Source organism: Flavobacterium sp. (assembly GCF_040402835.1).
In the GTDB taxonomy this organism is placed as follows: Bacteria; Bacteroidota; Bacteroidia; order Flavobacteriales; family Flavobacteriaceae; genus Flavobacterium.
In genome coordinates this window covers 25,263-43,349 of record NZ_JBBALW010000014.1, presented here as the reverse complement: position 1 = coordinate 43,349, position 18,087 = coordinate 25,263, and the positions used below count along the sequence as shown (strand labels likewise).

The window sequence follows — 18,087 nt, the reverse complement described above, 5'->3', positions numbered from 1 at the left end:
CATCTAACTTTGCAGTATGAATTTCAAAAAAAATATTTGTAGTTTGCTTGCCGTTTTATTGTTGGTTTCCAACATAGGATTTGCATTTAATGTACATTATTGTGGCAATGAAATTGCTTTTGTTTCTTTAAAATCTGCATTTTCATCAAATAATACTGAGAAAAACTGCTGTGGAATTGTTGAGAAAAAGTCTCATTGTTGTAAAGATAAAGTATTTCGTTTTCAAAAAAAATCTGAAACTTCTACCTTAAATGTATTTACTTTCAATTCTGAAATTTTTTTTTTAAATCAAGATTGGAAACCATTTCTAATTACTTCAACCCCGAATTTCAAGAGAAATTCAATTACTTCTTATTTTTGCGATGCCAATGCGCCACCGTTTTTTAAGTTGTTCAGCCAATATATTTTCTACGCCTAATTTTATGTTTTAGTAAATTGAATCACAATTGTTGTGGATTCTAAATATTTAAAAAACATAAAATTATAAATATGAAAAAACAAATTTCAATACTATTATTGCTATTGTTTTGTTCGATTAATTTCTATTCTCAGGATACTTTGAAAGAAATTAAAGTTCAAAGCACGCAAAAAAGTTTACAGAAATCATTAAAATTAACAGCAAATACTACCATACTTTCAAGCAAAGAATTATTAAAAGCCGCTTGCTGTAACTTGGCCGAAAGTTTTGAAACAAATCCATCTATTGATGTGAATTTTTCGGATGCATTGACAGGAACAAAACAAATCAAAATGCTTGGTTTGACGAGTCCGTATTTGATGATTACCGAAGAAAATATTCCTTCTGTTCGTGGCGCTTCCCAAGCGTATGGATTGTCATTTACACCTGGGACTTGGGTTGAAAGTATCCAAATTACGAAAGGAGCAGGAAGTGTCGTGAATGGCTACGAAAGTATTTCAGGACAGATTAATACGGAATTAATTAAGCCTATAAAAGACATTCCTTTTTTCTTGAATGCTTATGGTTCTTCAGATTCTCGCTTTGAATTGAACACGCATTTCAATAAAAAAATTGCTGATAAATGGGCGACAAGTTTGTTCGTTCACGGAAATACTCGAGTTTCCAAAAATGATATGAATAACGATGGTTTTCTGGATAATCCATTGGCGAAGCAAATCAATATTTTGAATCGTTGGCAATATACAAATGCACAAAAAGGTTGGGTTAGTTTCATAAATTTCCGTTATATGAATGACAAAAAACAAACAGGAGAATTAAATTTTGATCCCAATCGAGACAAGCTAACTACTAATTATTGGGGTTCGGAAATCAACACCGAACGCTTTGATATTTCAACTAAATTAGGTTATGTTTTTCCAGATATGCCGTATCAAAGTATTGGTTTTCAAAATGCATTTAACAGTCATAATCAGGAATCGTATTTTGGTTTGAACCAATACAATATCAAACAAAAAAGCTATTATTCAAACCTAATTTTGAATTCTATAATTGGTAATACGATGCATAAATTTGCCACGGGTTTGAATTTTACATACGATAAATATGAGGAATTTGTAAATGTTGTAGATTACAGTAGAACCGATAATTCTGTGGGAGTATTTTTTGAATATACTTATGATAATATCAATAATTTCAGTGTTATTTTAGGCGGAAGAATTGACAATCATAACCGGTTGGGAACATTTTTAACACCACGATTACACGTTCGGTACAATCCTTGGGAAAAAGCAGTTCTGCGATTTTCTGCTGGTCGAGGAAAGCGAAGTGCGAATATTTTTGCTGAAAATCAACAGCTTTTTGGAAGTTCAAGAAACTTTGAAATTTTAAATACTGGTGGTAAAATTTATGGACTCAATCCCGAAATTGCTTGGAATTACGGTTTGAGTTTTTCACAGGGATTTAAACTTTTAAATAGAAGTGGTGATGTAGGATTTGATTTCTATAAAACCGATTTTCAAAACCAAGTTATCGTTGATTTATACCAAAGTCCACAACAGGTTTTGTTTTATAATTTGAATGGAAAGTCATTTGCAAATAGCTTGCAAATAGAGTTTAATTACGAATTGGCAAAGCATTTTAATTTAAGAACGGCCTATAAATATTATGACATTCAAACCGATTATTTATCTGGAAATCAAGAAAGACCGTTACAAGCAAAACATCGAATTTTTGGAAATTTAGGATATGAAACGCATTTAACTGAAAAAGGAAAACAGTGGAAATTTGATTACACTTTGAATTGGTTAGGCAGACAAAAGCTTCCAAATACAGCTTCAAACCCAACGATTGATAGATTGCCCGAATATTCCCCATCATTTTCAGTAATGAATATGCAAGTTACACGATTATTTTCATCTACCTTTGAAGTATATGTTGGAGGTGAAAACATTGGGAATTACAAACAAGAAAAAGCAATTTTAGGTAGTAATAATCCTTTTGGAACTACTTTTGATACCTCAATAATATACGCACCAGTATTTGGACAAATGTATTATGCAGGATTACGATTTAAGATAAAATAAAAGCATTAACAATAAAAAAAGAATATTTACTAACACATTTCCATCTTGTTTACCTTCCCTTTGGGGAGGGTTGGGATGAGGATAAAACAACAATAATTATGAAAAAATTAATCTTAGTAGTAGTAGTATTTTTCGCTGGATTCTCTATTCAAGCGCAAGAAAAGTTGAATAAAAATGCCAAATATGTTATCGAAGTAAATGGCAATTGTGAGCAGTGTCAGAATAGAATTCAAAAAGCAGCCTATTCAGTTTCAGGAGTTAAATCGGCAAATTGGAGTATCGAAACCCACGAATTGAGTTTGATTCTTAACGAAGAAAAAACATCGGTCCTAGCGGTTAAAAAAGCAATTGCAAAAGTTGGACACGATACTGATGAGGTAAAAGCAATCACGGAAAGCTATGACAAATTACCTGGATGTTGCCAATACGAGAGAAAATAAGATACTATTGACACGTTAATTAATTTTTAAATGACACTAATAAATTGTGTCTAATTTAAATTTTAGTTACTTTCACGCCCGATATAGTTGCTGAAAGAGGCAAAGAAAACTCAAATTAGAAACCTATTTACCTATGAATACTTTTGATTGGACTCAATTAATAAATCCGGAATTTTACATTACGCTACAAATTGCTGGCATCCAAATTGGACTTTACATTGTCTTATTAATCGTTTTTGCGGAAACTGGACTTTTTGCAGGTTTCTTTTTACCGGGCGATAGTTTGTTGTTTTTGTCAGGGATATATGCTTCTGGTTCCGATGTTAACGGAGTTTATCATCCGGGTTTAGTAGATCAATTTGTACATATCGATAGTGAATTTATCAATGTTTTAATCTTAGTTTCCTTTGTTGCTATTGCAGGAATTTTGGGAAATATGGTTGGATATTGGTTTGGTTCAAAAAGCGGCTATTACTTATTTAAGAAAGAAGATACTTTTTGGTTTAAGAAAAAATACTTAGTTCAGTCTAAAGATTTTTTTGAAAGATATGGTGGAAAAGCAATTATTTATGCACGTTTTTTGCCGATTTTTAGAACTTTTGCACCAATAATAGCCGGAATTGTAACTATGGATAAAAAGAAATTTATGTTTTACAATATTATAAGTTCCTTCTTATGGTCTTCTGTATTGATATTTTCAGGGCATTATTTGTACGGTATATTTTTAAAAAACGGAATCGACTTAAAAAACCATATCGAATACGTTGTAATCGGAATTGTACTTATTTCTACATTGCCTGTGTTATTTAAACTATTGAAGAAAACGGTAGTTAAATAATTACATTCTTGATGTTGCAAAAGGCGGAAAATTCACATTGAATTTTCCGCCTTTTTTAGTTCATTATAATACTTTACCAATTGGTATTTTTTTAATTTCAGAAATTAATTGACCTTCATTTGTAAATCCTTCTAAAAGAACTTGAATTTCTGATTGATTTGCTTTTGGGAATGAAACCTCAAAATTCGGATTGTCTTTGATTATTATTTTTGGGTACCAACCTAAAGTGCCAAAAGCAAAAAACTCTTTTTGAGTGTCAAATTGCGAGTTTTTGAAGTCGTTGTTTTTGGAAAACCCTGTAGTAACTATAAGTGAAGTGTATTTAGTTCTAAAATAGTCGTTTTCCACTCCTTTTTTAAGGTAAATTTTTATTGTTCCAGAGCTTCCTCCAGCCATTGAAAACCCTGTTTTATCGATGTAAATTTCATCAACATCATTTAAATAAAGACTATATAAAAGGTTTAAATCGAAAACTAAATCATTATCTATATAAACTGCCGGAGGAGCGCTACTCTCAAAAAAAGCGCCATTTCTTGGGTTTTTAATATAGGCAGTATTGTCTTCTTGACTTATGCCTGTTTTATAACCATTTCTTCCAATAAAATCAAGGACATTGCCAAATGCATTTTCGTCAATTTTATAAGCAATAGCGGAAATTGAACCCACTTCGTCGTTATGAGTGAATACTTGTTTTTTATATTTATTTTTAATCTTCACTTCTGTAAGATTAATAATTTTCCCATCGGATTTTGAAGTTGTAAACGTAAAATTAGTTTCTTCGTTTTTTATTGATGGGCAATTCGACTTATCACTTTGTGAAGGCTGTTTGATTAATGTATCGTTTCGTATCAGTTTAACAGCCATTTTTGTGTAAATCACCATGTTTTTTTCATTCAACATTTGTAATAAAAACACGGTCGAGTCTTGAGCAAAATAATTCTCAAACTTAAATTCATTGTTTTTATCAATTGTTGATTCATCAAAAACCTTATCTTTCAATGAGATTAATGAAATTTTGTACTTTGTATTTGGATTTAATTTTTTTTCTACTTTACCGCTAATGGTGACTCCTTTGGTAAATCGGTAAAGCATTTTTGGCGGATTTGATATAATATCATTCCAAAGATATTTACTTCGGCGTTGATTAAGCATCAAAAGTTCCATATCCTGATTTCTTAAATTATTTTCTAAATCGTAGTAAGAATACGTTTCAATTTCTGGCTGTTCTATGTACGCATTCAGATAAAATGTTCCTAGGATTGACCTTTTTTGTCCTGCACAAGAATTATTTTCGGGAAGTACACTTAAACTTAAATTTGCCTCTTTCAAATCAGACTTTCCAGATAAATAAATGCTATCATTTGCAATATTTTTAACATCAAATTTAATATTTGGTTTCGAAGTTCCATAAATATAAACCAATCTTTCTGCAACTTCATTGAAATTTTCATCGATTACTCGAATGCTATTTACGCCATTGGATAAGTACTTTTTATCAAAATCTAGAATTTGCTCCCGTTCTTTATTGTTGAATGTAAATGCTTTTTGAATTGAATTTCCATCTTGATGAATTAGAAGTATATACTTTTTATTTTCATATGATGAAACTCCGGAATCATTTGTATTTACAGAAATAACCAAATGATTATTCGATAAATTGTTGTTATAACTTATTTTCATTCCAGTGTCATTTGTTTTTGGCAATGGTTCTGAGATATTCATTTTATCGGAATAAATTTTGACGAAATAATTTTCATTTGGAATTGGCGTGAAATAAAAATTTCCATTTCCCATTTTATTAGTTGAAAATTTAGTTATCTCATTTGATTTTGAATCAATAATAATCCCGTCAGAAATAGTTATCCCTTTGTAATTGCAATCGGCTATTTTTATACCAACTCGGTTAATTACACCATTAATTAAAACACCACTTTCTGGAAAAAAAGAAATTTTAGCTGTATTCCAATTGGGTAGATTTGTTTCAAAATTATAAGACTCATTTTTATTAATAACTTCTATAGTTTGTTGAAATGAATCATCTTCTTTAAAATTTCTCATCCAATTGGTAAAAAAATGAAATTTATATTTCCCAGATTTGAATTTTTCATTCAAGTGAATAACTCCATCAAAAGTTCCTAAAGTAGTAAACAGTAATTGTTTTTGAATCACTTCATTTTGCTCATTATAAATAACTAATTGCACGTTAGCAGTAAATAAATGCGGTGAACTGTTGTTTTTGCTATACACATATCCTTTGAAACCGATGTCTTCATTGTTAATAAAAATTGTTTTGTTGAAATGAACATGGATGATTTCCCTGTCATAATGAAAATAATCTTCGATGCTGTTTTTTATTTTCTCTTGATTTTCAGTATTTTGAGAATAGGATTGAAAGTAAAAAAATAAGCTAAAAATAGTAATAGAGAGTCTCATTTGGGTAAGAATATTTAAGGAACGTTATAATTACATTTAATAATGACGGTAAATTTAGATATAAATAAAAAAGAGATTGTTAAATTATATATAATATTATCCTTAAGATTTGATTAAAAAAGCATTCGTTAAAAAACAAAATCCGCTTCATCATTGACGAAGCGGATTTTTTATTTGAATTTTATCTGAATTACATCATTCCCGGCATACCTCCACCCATTGGGTTTCCGCCACCATTATCTTCTTTAATTTCAACCAATGCACATTCTGTAGTTAATATCATTCCTGCAACAGAAGCTGCATTTTCTAACGCTACACGAGTGACTTTTTTAGGATCGATAATTCCGGCTTTTAGCATGTCTACATATTCGTCAGTTTTGGCATTATATCCAAAATCTCCTTTTCCTTCAGCTACTTTTGCAACAACAACAGATCCTTCAAGACCTGCGTTTTCAACAATAGTTCTCAATGGCGATTCCACAGCACGAGATATTATTTGAATTCCTGTAGCTTCATCAGCATTATCTGCTTTCAATTCTTTCAAAGCATTTTTTGCTCTTAAAAGCGCAACACCACCACCCGCAACAATTCCTTCTTCAACAGCAGCACGTGTTGCGTGTAAAGCATCGTCAACTCTGTCTTTTTTCTCTTTCATCTCCACTTCAGAAGCGGCGCCAACATAAAGAACCGCTACTCCACCAGCTAATTTAGCCAAACGTTCTTGCAATTTTTCTTTGTCATAATCAGAAGTTGTAGCTTCCATTTGACCTTTAATTTGGTTGACACGATTTTTAATCATATCTGCTTCGCCAGCACCACTCACAATTGTAGTATTGTCTTTGTCGATGGTTACTCTTTTTGCAGTTCCCAACATTTCAATAGTTGTATTTTCTAAAGTATATCCTCTTTCTTCAGAAATTACAGTTCCTCCAGTTAAGATGGCAATATCTTCCAACATTGCTTTTCTTCTATCCCCAAAACCAGGTGCTTTTACCGCTGCGATTTTCAAAGCTCCACGTAATTTATTTACTACCAATGTCGATAAAGCTTCGCCATCAACATCTTCTGCAATAATTAATAATGGTTTTCCAGATTGCGCAACAGGCTCTAAAACTGGTAATAATTCTTTTAAAGAAGATACTTTTTTGTCATATAAAAGAATATATGGACTTTCAAGTTCCACTTCCATTTTCTCAGGATTGGTAACAAAATAAGGCGATAAATAACCTCTGTCAAATTGCATACCTTCTACAACATCAACATAAGTGTCAGTTCCTTTGGCTTCTTCAACAGTAATTACACCTTCTTTTCCAACTTTTGCGAAAGCATTAGCGATTAATTCACCAATAACTTCGTCATTATTTGCAGAGATAGAAGCGATTTGTTTGATTTTTTCAGAATCACTTCCTACCACTTTAGCTTGTTTAGCCAAGTCAGCAACAATAGCTTCAACAGCTTTGTCGATTCCTCTTTTTAAATCCATTGGATTTGCTCCAGCAGCAACGTTTTTCAAACCTTCTTTTACAATCGCTTGCGCTAATACAGTTGCAGTCGTAGTTCCATCACCCGCTAAATCGTTGGTTTTTGATGCTACTTCTTTTACCATTTGAGCGCCCATATTTTCCAATGGGTCTTTCAATTCTATTTCTTTTGCAACAGTAACTCCATCTTTAGTAACGGTTGGTCCCCCGAAAGATTTTCCAATAATTACATTACGACCTTTTGGCCCTAAAGTTACTTTTACTGCATTTGCCAATGCATCAACACCACGTTTTAATCCGTCACGTGCTTCAATATCAAATTTTATATCTTTTGCCATTTTTGTCATTGCGAGGAACGAAGCAATCTCATCCTCTTATTAAGTTAATATTTTCGTTTATTATGAATGGACAAGTCGCGACTTGTCCGTACTTTATAGTTTAGATGATAGCCAATATGTCATCTTCACGCATTATCAAATAATCTTTACCTTCTAATTTCAATTCTGTTCCTGCATATTTTCCGTACAAAACGGAATCGCCAACTTTAACAGTCATTATATGGTCTTTTGTTCCATTTCCTACAGCAACTACAGTTCCTTTTTGAGGTTTTTCTTTTGCCGTATCTGGAATAAAAATTCCTGATGCTGTTTTCGTTTCTGCAGCCACAGGTTCGATTAGAACGCGGTCTGAAAGTGGTTTGATATTTAAACTCATAATTATATATTTAATATGTTATTTTAATTTGATGAAAATCTAATTTCAGAAATTATGCCAATATGTATATTCTGACAATTTTACCTAAAAAAAATGCCAGCATTGACAGGCTGACATTTATATTTTAAAATTTGAAATGTATTATTTAGCTTTAATTGGCATTGCTTTTACAGGAACATCAGGAATTGCAGGTTTTGCAGCCGCCGGAGTAGCTTTTTGAGTTGTATCTATAATTTTTGAATCTGAATCTCCTAAAGTTCCCGTGAAACTCAAACAGGATAATAATATCAACGCTGTCAAAATAATAGCTAATGTCCAAGTGCTTTTATCTAAAAAGTCAGTAGTTTTTTGAACTCCACCCATCATTTGGGAACCTCCTAAAGAAGAAGACAAACCACCACCTTTAGGGTTTTGAACCATTATTACTACTATCAAAAGGAAACATACGATAGTTATTAATACTAAAAAAATTGAAAATGTACTCATTGTTATTTGTTATTATGTTGTAAAATCTTAATGTCCGAAATACGGTTTGCAAAGAAACTACTTTTTTCTGGATATTTCAAAATTAATATTTCATAAGCTTGAATTGCTTTATCATATTTATTTTGTTCTAAATAAACGCGCGCCAATGTTTCTGTCATTAAATAGGAATTATTTTCTGAACTTGGCTCTAAAAAAACTTTAGGTTCTGTTTCTTTTTTTATGGGTGGAATCTTCGGACTTGCTTCAATAAACTTGACTATCAATTCATTTTTCTTTTGCTTCTCGGGATCAATTGCTGTAGGTTTTATCTCAATTGGCGTTGAAATTTCTCTTTCAATTGGATGAATCTTAGATAATTGCAGCCATTCTTGAAAAGAATATTTTTCATTTATATCGAAAACTAAAGGCTTCCCGATTTCTAATTTTTCCTCCGCCGCCTCAATTGTTGGGAATGAAACTTCAACTGTATCAATAGGTGTGGCTTCTTTTATAGACGTTAAAATTGATTGTTCCAAAGGATTTATTTTGGATTCAATTTTTTCTTCTTTAAATATTAATTCTGTTGCGTCAACAAAAATTTCATTGATTTCAGCTAATTTTTCTTCGTATAAATTTTTATGAATGCGCGTAAAAGTATCCGAAATTATAAAATCGAATAAAACACTTCTATCGGTTGTATGCGCGGCAGTATTTTTTAAATCATAATTATAACGGAAACTATCTTGATTGTACAACCCTTTCAAACGCAATGCTCGTGCACTTTTAAAGTAAGGAAATTCCGCAACGATTTTCTCCAATGACAAAGTTTGCTTGTCGTTGATGGCGTTGGGGTTGTTGATTAAGGATAAGTATTCTGTTATGTTCATAGAGGTTAATCATTTTCCTTGTTCCGATTGAATAAACCAACAAATTATGGAATCAGTTGTTTACCATTTTGCTAAAGATTCATTAAAAATATCTTGTGTAATTCTTTCAAAAATAATCTCTAAATTTTCATTAAGTTTAGATCCAACTAATTGATCTGCACCATTATAATCATTGTAGAAGGAGAATTTTTTCTCGAAATTATCAGCTTCTTTATTTTTATTTGTAAATCTTACATTTACAGTAATTGAAAGCCTATTTTGCGAAGCCTTTTGATCTGCTGTTGCCGTCATTGGACTAATTCTGTAATCTGTAATTTCGCCTTCATAAACCAAATCTCCATTGGTATTTGTCAAATTCAAATTCGTTTGATTCTGAATTAAATTCTGCATTTTTTGTGTAAATGTCCTTTCAATTCCGGGTTCTATCAACGAAGCATTATTCTGAAAATAATTTACTTGAAACGTTTTTGCATCGATTTTTCCAGTTCCAGTAAAATTATATACAGAACAACTGCTGACCGTTATCAGAATTAAAAGTGCAATTATAAAGTGTGTTTTTTTCATTTTCATTTTAAAATCCAAAGATATTCAAAAATAATTGACATTTATCAATTACCGATTTTCATTTTATTAAAGGTCGAATTGCTTTATTTTTCGATACAAAGTTCTTTCAGAAATTCCCAATTCATCAGCTGCCGCTTTTCGTTTTCCTTTATTTTTATCCAATGATTTTTTAATCATCTCAATTTCTTTTTGTTCTAATCTCAAAACCTCTTCTTCCTCTTCTTCAACAGCTTCCGCAAAAAGATAATTTACTTCATTGTCATTAAATTCAGTGACTTCTGTTTTTTTATTTACAGGAATCACAGCCAATTCATGCTGTTCTTCAAATTCAATTTCGCTATCACTTTCTTTAGAACCGTATATTTTTTGAATCAAATGTTGATTTGTTTCCTGAACTTTTGAAGTGCCATTTTTTATCAATTCTAAAGTAAGTTTCTTCAAATCGTGCAAATCGCTTTTCATATCAAAAAGCACTTTGTACAATATTTCTCTTTCATTGCTGAAATCACTTTTGCTCTTTTTGTCTTTTATCACCGATGGCAAATTACTTCCTTCTTCAGGCAAATAAGATTGCAGAATTGCGGCAGTAATTTCCCTATTGGTTTCTAAAACAGATATTTGTTCAGCAACATTTCGCAATTGACGGATGTTACCACTCCAGCGAAATTTCAATAGAATTTGAACCGCATTGTCATCTAATTTTATTGCAGGCATTTTATATTTATGAGCAAAATCTGAAGCAAATTTTCTAAATAACAAATGAATATCTTCTTTTCTGTCTCGCAATGGTGGCAATGGAATATCCACAGTACTCAATCTATAATAAAGGTCTTCCCTGAATTTTCCTTTTTCAATAGCATCAAATAAATTGACATTGGTGGCAGCCACAATCCTAACATTCGTCTTTTGAACTTGTGAAGAACCAACTTTAATAAACTCACCATTTTCCAAAACTCGTAGCAACCGAACTTGGGTTGTAAGTGGTAATTCACCAACTTCATCTAAAAAAATTGTGCCGCCATCAGCTACTTCAAAATAGCCTTCGCGTGTTCCAGTAGCACCTGTAAAAGAGCCTTTTTCGTGTCCAAAAAGTTCACTATCAATTGTTCCTTCGGGAATTGCACCACAGTTCACAGCAATATATTTCCCGTGTTTTCTATGCGAAAGCGAATGGATAATTTTCGGAATATTCTCTTTTCCAACACCACTTTCCCCAGCTACTAAAACTGAAATATCCGTTGGCGCAACCTGAATGGCTTTTTCTATTGCGCGGTTTAATTTTGGGTCATTCCCAATAATTCCAAACCGCTGTTTTGTTGATTGAATTGTTTCCATATTTTTTTGTTTAAAGTTTTCTTTGTTTAAGTGTTTAACGTTCTCTCAATCTGCGGAACTTTAAACTTTAAACTTTAAACTTTTTTTGTTTTTCTCAAACTATCTTTTATTTGAACTGTTTTATCAACTTTTTGCTTTGGAAAATAAGTCCTAATAACATAAAATGTAGAACCAAATCCAACAATAAAAGTAACGATTACGATAAGTAAGTTTTTTCTTGTCATATTTTTTATTTTTTTTGCCACAGATTTAAAAGATTTTCACAGATTTTAAATCATAATGAATATCTCTTGTATTGAAGCGATTTTGTTTGAAAATTTACAATTAAACCTATTTCTGAATCAGCTAATTTCATATAATTTAAAATCTGAGCAATATGTTCATTAGAAAACTCTTTAACTGCTTTTACTTCTAAAATAATATCACCATTCACTAAAAAATCAGCGTAAAATCTATGCGGTAAAATTTTCCCTTTATATTCAATTGCAAACTCTTTCTCTCTTTCAAAAGGAATATTATTTTCTTTAAATTCAATTTCTAAAGCATCCTTGTATATAACTTCTAATAGTCCAGCGCCCAAATTTCGATGAACTTCCATACAGATTCCAATAATTTTATACGTTTCATCTTCTCTATAGCCTCCCATTCATGCTTTTTTATTATTATTTACAGATTTAAAGTTTTTAAAAAATCTGTGAAAATCTTTTAAATCTGTGGCAAAATTATTTTTAATTTTTTTTCCAGATTTAAAAAATTCGTTGCTAAAAACCTAATTCATCTCACTCAATCCAACCGCTTCGCCCTTCAAAGTTCCACTCGTACAATTCAGAATTTTCACATTCACAAAATCCCCAATTTTATAATTTTCTTTTGGAAAAACTACCGTGATACTTTGTGAATTTCTACCTGAAAATTCCTCAGTCGATTTTTTTGAAACTTTCTCAACCAAAACTTCTACGGTTTTTCCAATAAATTCTTCAGAGCGGAACCAAGCGTGTTTTTGTTGCAAATCCACAATTTCTTGTAATCTTCTTGCTTTTATTTCTTCCGAAACATCATCTTTCATTTTTCGTCCTGCCAATGTACCTGGGCGTTCAGAATACGAATACATATAACCAAAATTATATTTCACATAGTCCATCAAACTCAAAGTATCTTGATGATCTTGCTCTGTTTCTGTTGGAAATCCCGAAATCATATCTTGCGAAATCGACCCGTTCGGAATAATAGTTCTGATTTTATCAATCAAAGCCATATATTCTTCTCGAGAATGCAAACGATTCATTTCCTTCAAAATTCTATTGCTTCCAGACTGAACCGGAAGGTGAATGTGCTTGCAAATATTATCGTATTTCGCAATAATGTGCAACACACTTTCGTGCATATCTTGCGGATTGGAAGTCGAAAACCGAATTCTCATTTTTGGAAAACCAACGGCTACCATTTCTAATAATTGGTCAAAATCTACCGAAGTTGCTTTTTGCATTTCACTCGCATTCACAAAATCCTTTTTCAAACCGCCACCATACCACAAATAACTATCTACATTTTGTCCCAAAAGCGTAATTTCCTTGAAGCCTTTGTCCCATAAATCTTGAATTTCCGAAATAATACTTTGCGGTTCGCGACTGCGTTCTCGACCTCTTGTAAAAGGAACTACGCAAAAAGTACACATATTATCGCAACCTCTCGTAATCGAAACCAAAGCCGTAATTCCGTTGCTCATCAACCGAACCGGTGAAATATCGCCATAGGTTTCATCTTTCGACAAAATCACGTTAATTGCGTCCCGACCTTCCTCAACTTCACTCAATAAATTTGGCAAATCCTTATACGCGTCAGGGCCTACAACCAAATCCACGATTTTTTCTTCTTCTAAAAATTTGTCTTTCAACCGCTCTGCCATACAACCCAAAACGCCCACTTTCATCTTCGGATTAATCCGTTTCACCGCATTATATTTTTCCAAACGTTTACGAATAGTTTGTTCCGCCTTGTCCCGAATCGAGCAGGTATTTACCAAAACCAAATCGGCTTCTTCCAATATTTGAGTCGTATTATAACCTTCATTCGACAATATCGAAGCCACAATTTCGCTATCCGAAAAATTCATCGCGCAACCGTAACTTTCAATAAAAAGTTTCTTCGTATTCTGAGGTTTATGTTCTAAAACAAGACTCTCGCCTTGTTTGCTTTCTTCAATAATCTTTTCCATCATTAATTTTCAAAGTACAAAGATAACGCAATTCAAATAAATATGACAAGATGTCAGCCTAAGAATTAACATATTATTAGTTTTCAGGAGCTACTCCCGCTTACCGCTTCAAGTCCTCATTCAAAAAGTTGTTTTTCTAAGCCAAAAAAGGAGCTTCCTTCGGTCGCTCTTTTTCGCCAAGAAAAACTATCTTTTTTCACTCCGGGCTTTCCACTAAAATCGGGGCTATCCTCACGATTTGAATCACATTTACAGTAGTAGAAAAAAGATTATAATTGGATTTAAACAATCTATTTCAACCTAATTTTATACATTTAAATAATCAAAAGCGCAATATTTAAAAAAATCATATACTTTTGTCGCAGAAAATATAATCCAATGGCAAAAAATTTAGTTATCGTCGAATCTCCGGCAAAAGCAAAAACAATCGAGAAGTTTTTAGGGAGTGATTTTCAAGTAGAATCAAGCTACGGTCATATTGCCGACTTGCCTTCAAAGGAAATTGGTGTAGATGTAGAAAATGGTTTCAAACCAAAATACGAAGTTTCTGCCGATAAAAAAGCATTGGTTTCCAAACTAAGAACGTTGGCCAAAAATGCCGACATGGTCTGGTTAGCAAGTGATGAGGATCGCGAAGGAGAAGCCATTTCTTGGCATCTTGCCGAAGAATTAAAATTGGATAAAAATAAAACGAAGCGAATTGTATTTCACGAAATCACCAAAACAGCGATTTTAAAAGCCATTGAAAATCCACGTGAAATAGATTATAATTTAGTAAACGCACAACAAGCCCGAAGAGTTTTAGACCGATTAGTTGGATATGAATTGTCGCCAGTTCTTTGGAGAAAAATCAAAGGCGGACTTTCTGCAGGTCGTGTTCAATCTGTCTCTGTTCGTTTGATAGTGGAAAGAGAAAGAGAAATTCAAAATTTCAAGGCCGTTGCAACCTATTCTATTGTAGCAGAATTTACAAACGAAGCAGGAAAAGCGTTCAAAGCTAAATTGCCAAAAAATTACAATACTAAAAAAGAAGCCGAAGATTTTTTAAATAAAAATATTGGTTCCATATATAAGGTAGCAGATTTAGAAACGAAACCTACCAAAAAATCACCAACAGGACCATTTACCACTTCGACTTTGCAACAAGAAGCTGCAAGAAAATTGTACTTGCCAGTTGGAATTACAATGCAATTAGCGCAACGATTGTACGAAGCTGGACTAATAACGTACATGAGAACAGATAGTGTAAACCTTTCTAAAGACGCAATGGAAGCCGCCCAAGCGGAAATCATAAAATCCTATGGTGCTGAATTTTCAAAACCACGAACATTTGTCAATAAAAGCAAAGGCGCTCAAGAAGCTCACGAAGCGATTCGTCCCACGGATATGTCTCGACGTACTGTGAACATTGACAGAGACCAAGCAAAATTATATGATTTAATTTGGAAAAGAACGTTAGCTTCTCAAATGAGCGATGCAAAATTGGAACGTACCAATGTAAAAATTGAAGCAAACAATCATAGTGAAATATTTTCAGCTTCAGGAGAAGTTTTACTTTTTGAAGGTTTCCTAAAAGTATATCTTGAAGGAAATGACGACGACGATGAGGAACAAGAAGGTATGTTGCCGGCAATGAAAGTCAATGAAAAATTACAAAACAATTATATTACAGCAACCGAAAGATATTCGAGAGCCGCCGCACGATATACAGAAGCGTCGTTGGTAAAAAAATTAGAAGAACTTGGAATTGGTCGGCCATCTACGTATGCGCCAACCATTTCTACAATCATCAACAGAAATTATGTTGAAAAAGGAAACTTAGACGGTCAAGAACGTAATTATACGCAATTGATTTTGCAATCTGGAAAAGTTGGTGAGAAGTTATTAAAAGAAAATACTGGTTCTGATAAAGGAAAATTAGTTCCTACAGACATTGGAACGATTGTTACGGATTTCTTGGTTAAAAATTTCGGAAACATACTAGATTATAATTTCACTGCAAAAGTAGAACAAGATTTTGATGAAATTGCAGAAGGAAATGTCGATTGGACAAAAATGATGCAGGAATTTTACGATAAATTTCATCCAACAGTTAAAGAAGTTGAAGCCACTGCAGAAAGAGAAAGCGGCGAACGAATTCTTGGAATTCACCCAGAAAGCGGCAAACCAGTTTCTGTTCGTTTAGGAAAATTTGGTCCAATGGCTCAAATTGGTGCACCCGATGATGAAGATAAAAAATTCGCAAGTTTAATGGCGGATCAAAATATTGGAAATATAACATTAGAAGAGGTACTTAAATTATTTTTACTTCCAAAAAATTTGGGAATGTATAAAGGAGAAGAAGTGGAAGTAAGTAATGGTCGATACGGCCCTTATATTCGTCACGGAGCGGCATTTGTTTCTTTGCCTAAAGGCGAAAATCCAATTGATATTACCATTACAAGAGCTCAGGAATTAATTGACGAAAAAGCTTTAGCCGATGCGCCAATAGCGGTTTATAAAGGCGAAGGCGTTCAAAAAGGAACGGGTCGTTTTGGTCCTTTTATAAAATGGGATGGCGTTTTTATTAATGTAAGTAAGAAATATAATTTTGATAATTTATCACAAGCTGACATTGAAGAATTAATCGAAGATAAATTACAAAAGAACATCGATAAAGTTTTGCATAATTGGAAAGACGAAGGAATTCTTGTTGAAAAAGCCCGTTGGGGACGATCCGTTATCACGAAAGGAAAACTAAAAATCGAATTGAGTAAAGATGTTGATGCTGCAAATTTAACTTTAGCGGAAGTTCAAGAAATCATTGCTAAGAAAACACCTGCCAAGAAAACCGCAGCTAAAAAAGCAACTACAGCTAAAAAACCAGTCGCCAAAAAACCTGCTGCTAAGAAAGCAGTTGTAAAAAAGAAATAAGCGACAACTCATTCCTTCTCGTCTCCCTCTCCTTTGGAGAGGGTTGGGGAGAGGAAAATAAGCGATAACACATTCCTTCTCATCTCCCACTACTTTGGAGAGGTTTGGGGAGAGGAAAAAAAGAAATAAGAAATGGAGTTTGATTTTTTAAAACCTGTAAACGAAGAAGTTCTGGAGCTAATTAGCAGTTTGTCTTCCCAACATTTGGGGAGTAAAACGGTGCTACATACCAAAGAACAATTCCCGGATTTAAATAAAATTAAAATTGCAATAATTGGCGTTTTAGACAATCGAGGTGATTCACAAGCAATTTCAGACGTGGATTTAAACTCCATTAGAAAAGAATTGTATTCTCTTTATCCAGGAAATTGGGAAGCTTCAATTGCCGATTTGGGTGATATTGAAGCTGGAAATTCGGTTCAAGACACTTATTTTGCTTTGAAAAAAGTAGTTTCAAATTTAATCAAGAAAAAAATAATACCAATAGTAATCGGTGGTTCTCAGGATTTGACGTATGCGATGTATCGTGCGTATGATGAATTAGAGCAAATGGTAAATTTGGTTTCAATAGACAGCAAATTTGATTTAGGAAAAGAAAGCGAGACCATTTCATCGGATTCATATCTTACAAAAATTATACTTGATGAACCAAATAATCTTTTTAATTTCTGTAATATTGGTTTTCAAACCTATTATAATTCACAAGAAGAAATAGATTTAGTAGAAAAATTATTTTTTGATGCGTATCGATTGGGCGATGTATCAAATTCTATTGCCATTGCAGAACCTGTTTTTAGAGATGCCGATTTGGTAAGTTTAGATTTAGGGGCAATAAAATCCTCAGATTCAGGAAATTTTATTAATTTTACACCTAATGGATTTAACGGAAAAGAAATTTGTGCCTTGTCAAGATACGCTGGAATTAGTGATAAAGTTACATCCTTAGGAATATTTAATCATAATAGCTCAAAAAAAGAATCTGTATTAATTTCACAAATTATATGGTATTTTATTGAAGGATTTCATCACCGATCTAACGAATATCCTTTTGGTAACAGGGAAAACTATATTAAATACATAGTACCATTAGAACAGGAAGAATTAGTTTTTTACAAAAGTAACAAAACAGGCAGATGGTGGATAGAAATACCATTTATATCTAATTCAAACAATAAATTAAAAAGAAATACGTTATTCCCATGTTCCTATGAAGAGTATTTGGTAGCTTGTAATAACGAAATGCCAGAACGGTGGTGGAAAGCTCAAAGGAAGAATGTTGTTTAGCAGATAGTTAAAGTTT

At 32.6% G+C, this 18,087-nt stretch carries 16 protein-coding genes; 6 read left to right on the top strand and 10 right to left on the bottom strand.

The genetic code is table 11. The features are described 5' to 3' along the window. Window positions 1–16: 16 nt before the first annotated feature. From AC9UEH_RS06435 to AC9UEH_RS06420, 4 genes are all read left to right on the top strand, one after another. The gene (locus AC9UEH_RS06435; protein WP_509529776.1) at window positions 17–418 is read left to right on the top strand and encodes an HYC_CC_PP family protein; all 402 of its coding nucleotides are present in this window, start codon (window positions 17–19) and stop codon (window positions 416–418) included. 71 nt (window positions 419–489) lie between these two features. Further along, a complete protein-coding gene (locus tag AC9UEH_RS06430) occupies window positions 490–2,502 on the top strand; it encodes a TonB-dependent receptor plug domain-containing protein (protein WP_509529773.1) in 2,013 nt (670 codons plus the stop codon). A 98-nt stretch (window positions 2,503–2,600) separates the two neighbouring features. Further along, on the top strand, window positions 2,601–2,942 hold the full coding sequence (locus AC9UEH_RS06425) for a heavy-metal-associated domain-containing protein (protein WP_509529770.1): 342 nt from the start codon (window positions 2,601–2,603) through the stop codon (window positions 2,940–2,942). A 133-nt stretch (window positions 2,943–3,075) separates the two neighbouring features. Further along, window positions 3,076–3,780, top strand: a complete 705-nt coding sequence (locus AC9UEH_RS06420) for a DedA family protein (RefSeq protein WP_509529768.1) — start codon at window positions 3,076–3,078, stop codon at window positions 3,778–3,780. 63 nt (window positions 3,781–3,843) lie between these two features. Here AC9UEH_RS06420 and AC9UEH_RS06415 read toward each other — a convergent pair whose 3' ends face one another. From AC9UEH_RS06415 to miaB, 10 genes are all read right to left on the bottom strand, one after another. Further along, entirely contained in the window at window positions 3,844–6,213 is a 2,370-nt protein-coding gene (locus AC9UEH_RS06415) for a hypothetical protein (protein ID WP_509529766.1), read from the bottom strand. A 190-nt stretch (window positions 6,214–6,403) separates the two neighbouring features. Beyond that, window positions 6,404–8,032: a chaperonin GroEL gene (groL, locus tag AC9UEH_RS06410; RefSeq protein WP_509529764.1), complete on the bottom strand. Its 1,629-nt coding sequence runs from the start codon at window positions 8,030–8,032 to the stop codon at window positions 6,404–6,406. Between the two features lie 100 nt (window positions 8,033–8,132). Next, complete coding sequence (locus AC9UEH_RS06405) at window positions 8,133–8,408, bottom strand: co-chaperone GroES (protein WP_509529761.1); 276 nt, start codon at window positions 8,406–8,408, stop codon at window positions 8,133–8,135. A gap of 141 nt (window positions 8,409–8,549) precedes the next feature. After that, window positions 8,550–8,894, bottom strand: coding sequence for a preprotein translocase subunit SecG (gene secG / locus AC9UEH_RS06400; protein ID WP_509529758.1), 345 nt, complete (start codon window positions 8,892–8,894; stop codon window positions 8,550–8,552). A 2-nt stretch (window positions 8,895–8,896) separates the two neighbouring features. Beyond that, window positions 8,897–9,760 (bottom strand): tetratricopeptide repeat protein, encoded by an 864-nt coding sequence (locus tag AC9UEH_RS06395; protein WP_509529755.1) that lies wholly within the window; start codon window positions 9,758–9,760, stop codon window positions 8,897–8,899. A gap of 60 nt (window positions 9,761–9,820) precedes the next feature. Then, window positions 9,821–10,324 carry an LptE family protein gene (locus tag AC9UEH_RS06390; protein ID WP_509529752.1) on the bottom strand — a complete coding sequence of 168 codons (504 nt, stop codon included), beginning with the start codon at window positions 10,322–10,324 and terminating at the stop codon, window positions 9,821–9,823. Window positions 10,325–10,390: 66 nt separating this feature from the next. Further along, complete coding sequence (locus AC9UEH_RS06385; protein ID WP_509529749.1) at window positions 10,391–11,659, bottom strand: sigma-54 interaction domain-containing protein; 1,269 nt, start codon at window positions 11,657–11,659, stop codon at window positions 10,391–10,393. Window positions 11,660–11,733: 74 nt separating this feature from the next. Then, complete coding sequence (locus AC9UEH_RS06380; RefSeq protein ID WP_509529746.1) at window positions 11,734–11,883, bottom strand: hypothetical protein; 150 nt, start codon at window positions 11,881–11,883, stop codon at window positions 11,734–11,736. A gap of 50 nt (window positions 11,884–11,933) precedes the next feature. Further along, entirely contained in the window at window positions 11,934–12,305 is a 372-nt protein-coding gene (locus tag AC9UEH_RS06375) for a GxxExxY protein (RefSeq protein ID WP_509529743.1), read from the bottom strand. 123 nt (window positions 12,306–12,428) lie between these two features. After that, on the bottom strand, window positions 12,429–13,874 hold the full coding sequence (gene miaB / locus AC9UEH_RS06370) for a tRNA (N6-isopentenyl adenosine(37)-C2)-methylthiotransferase MiaB (RefSeq protein WP_509529841.1): 1,446 nt from the start codon (window positions 13,872–13,874) through the stop codon (window positions 12,429–12,431). A gap of 378 nt (window positions 13,875–14,252) precedes the next feature. Here miaB and topA point away from each other — a divergent pair, with 378 nt between their 5' ends. After that, window positions 14,253–16,787: a type I DNA topoisomerase gene (gene topA, locus AC9UEH_RS06365; RefSeq protein WP_509529741.1), complete on the top strand. Its 2,535-nt coding sequence runs from the start codon at window positions 14,253–14,255 to the stop codon at window positions 16,785–16,787. Window positions 16,788–16,919: 132 nt separating this feature from the next. Beyond that, a complete protein-coding gene (locus tag AC9UEH_RS06360; RefSeq protein WP_509529739.1) occupies window positions 16,920–18,071 on the top strand; it encodes a formimidoylglutamase in 1,152 nt (383 codons plus the stop codon). Window positions 18,072–18,087: the final 16 nt, after the last annotated feature.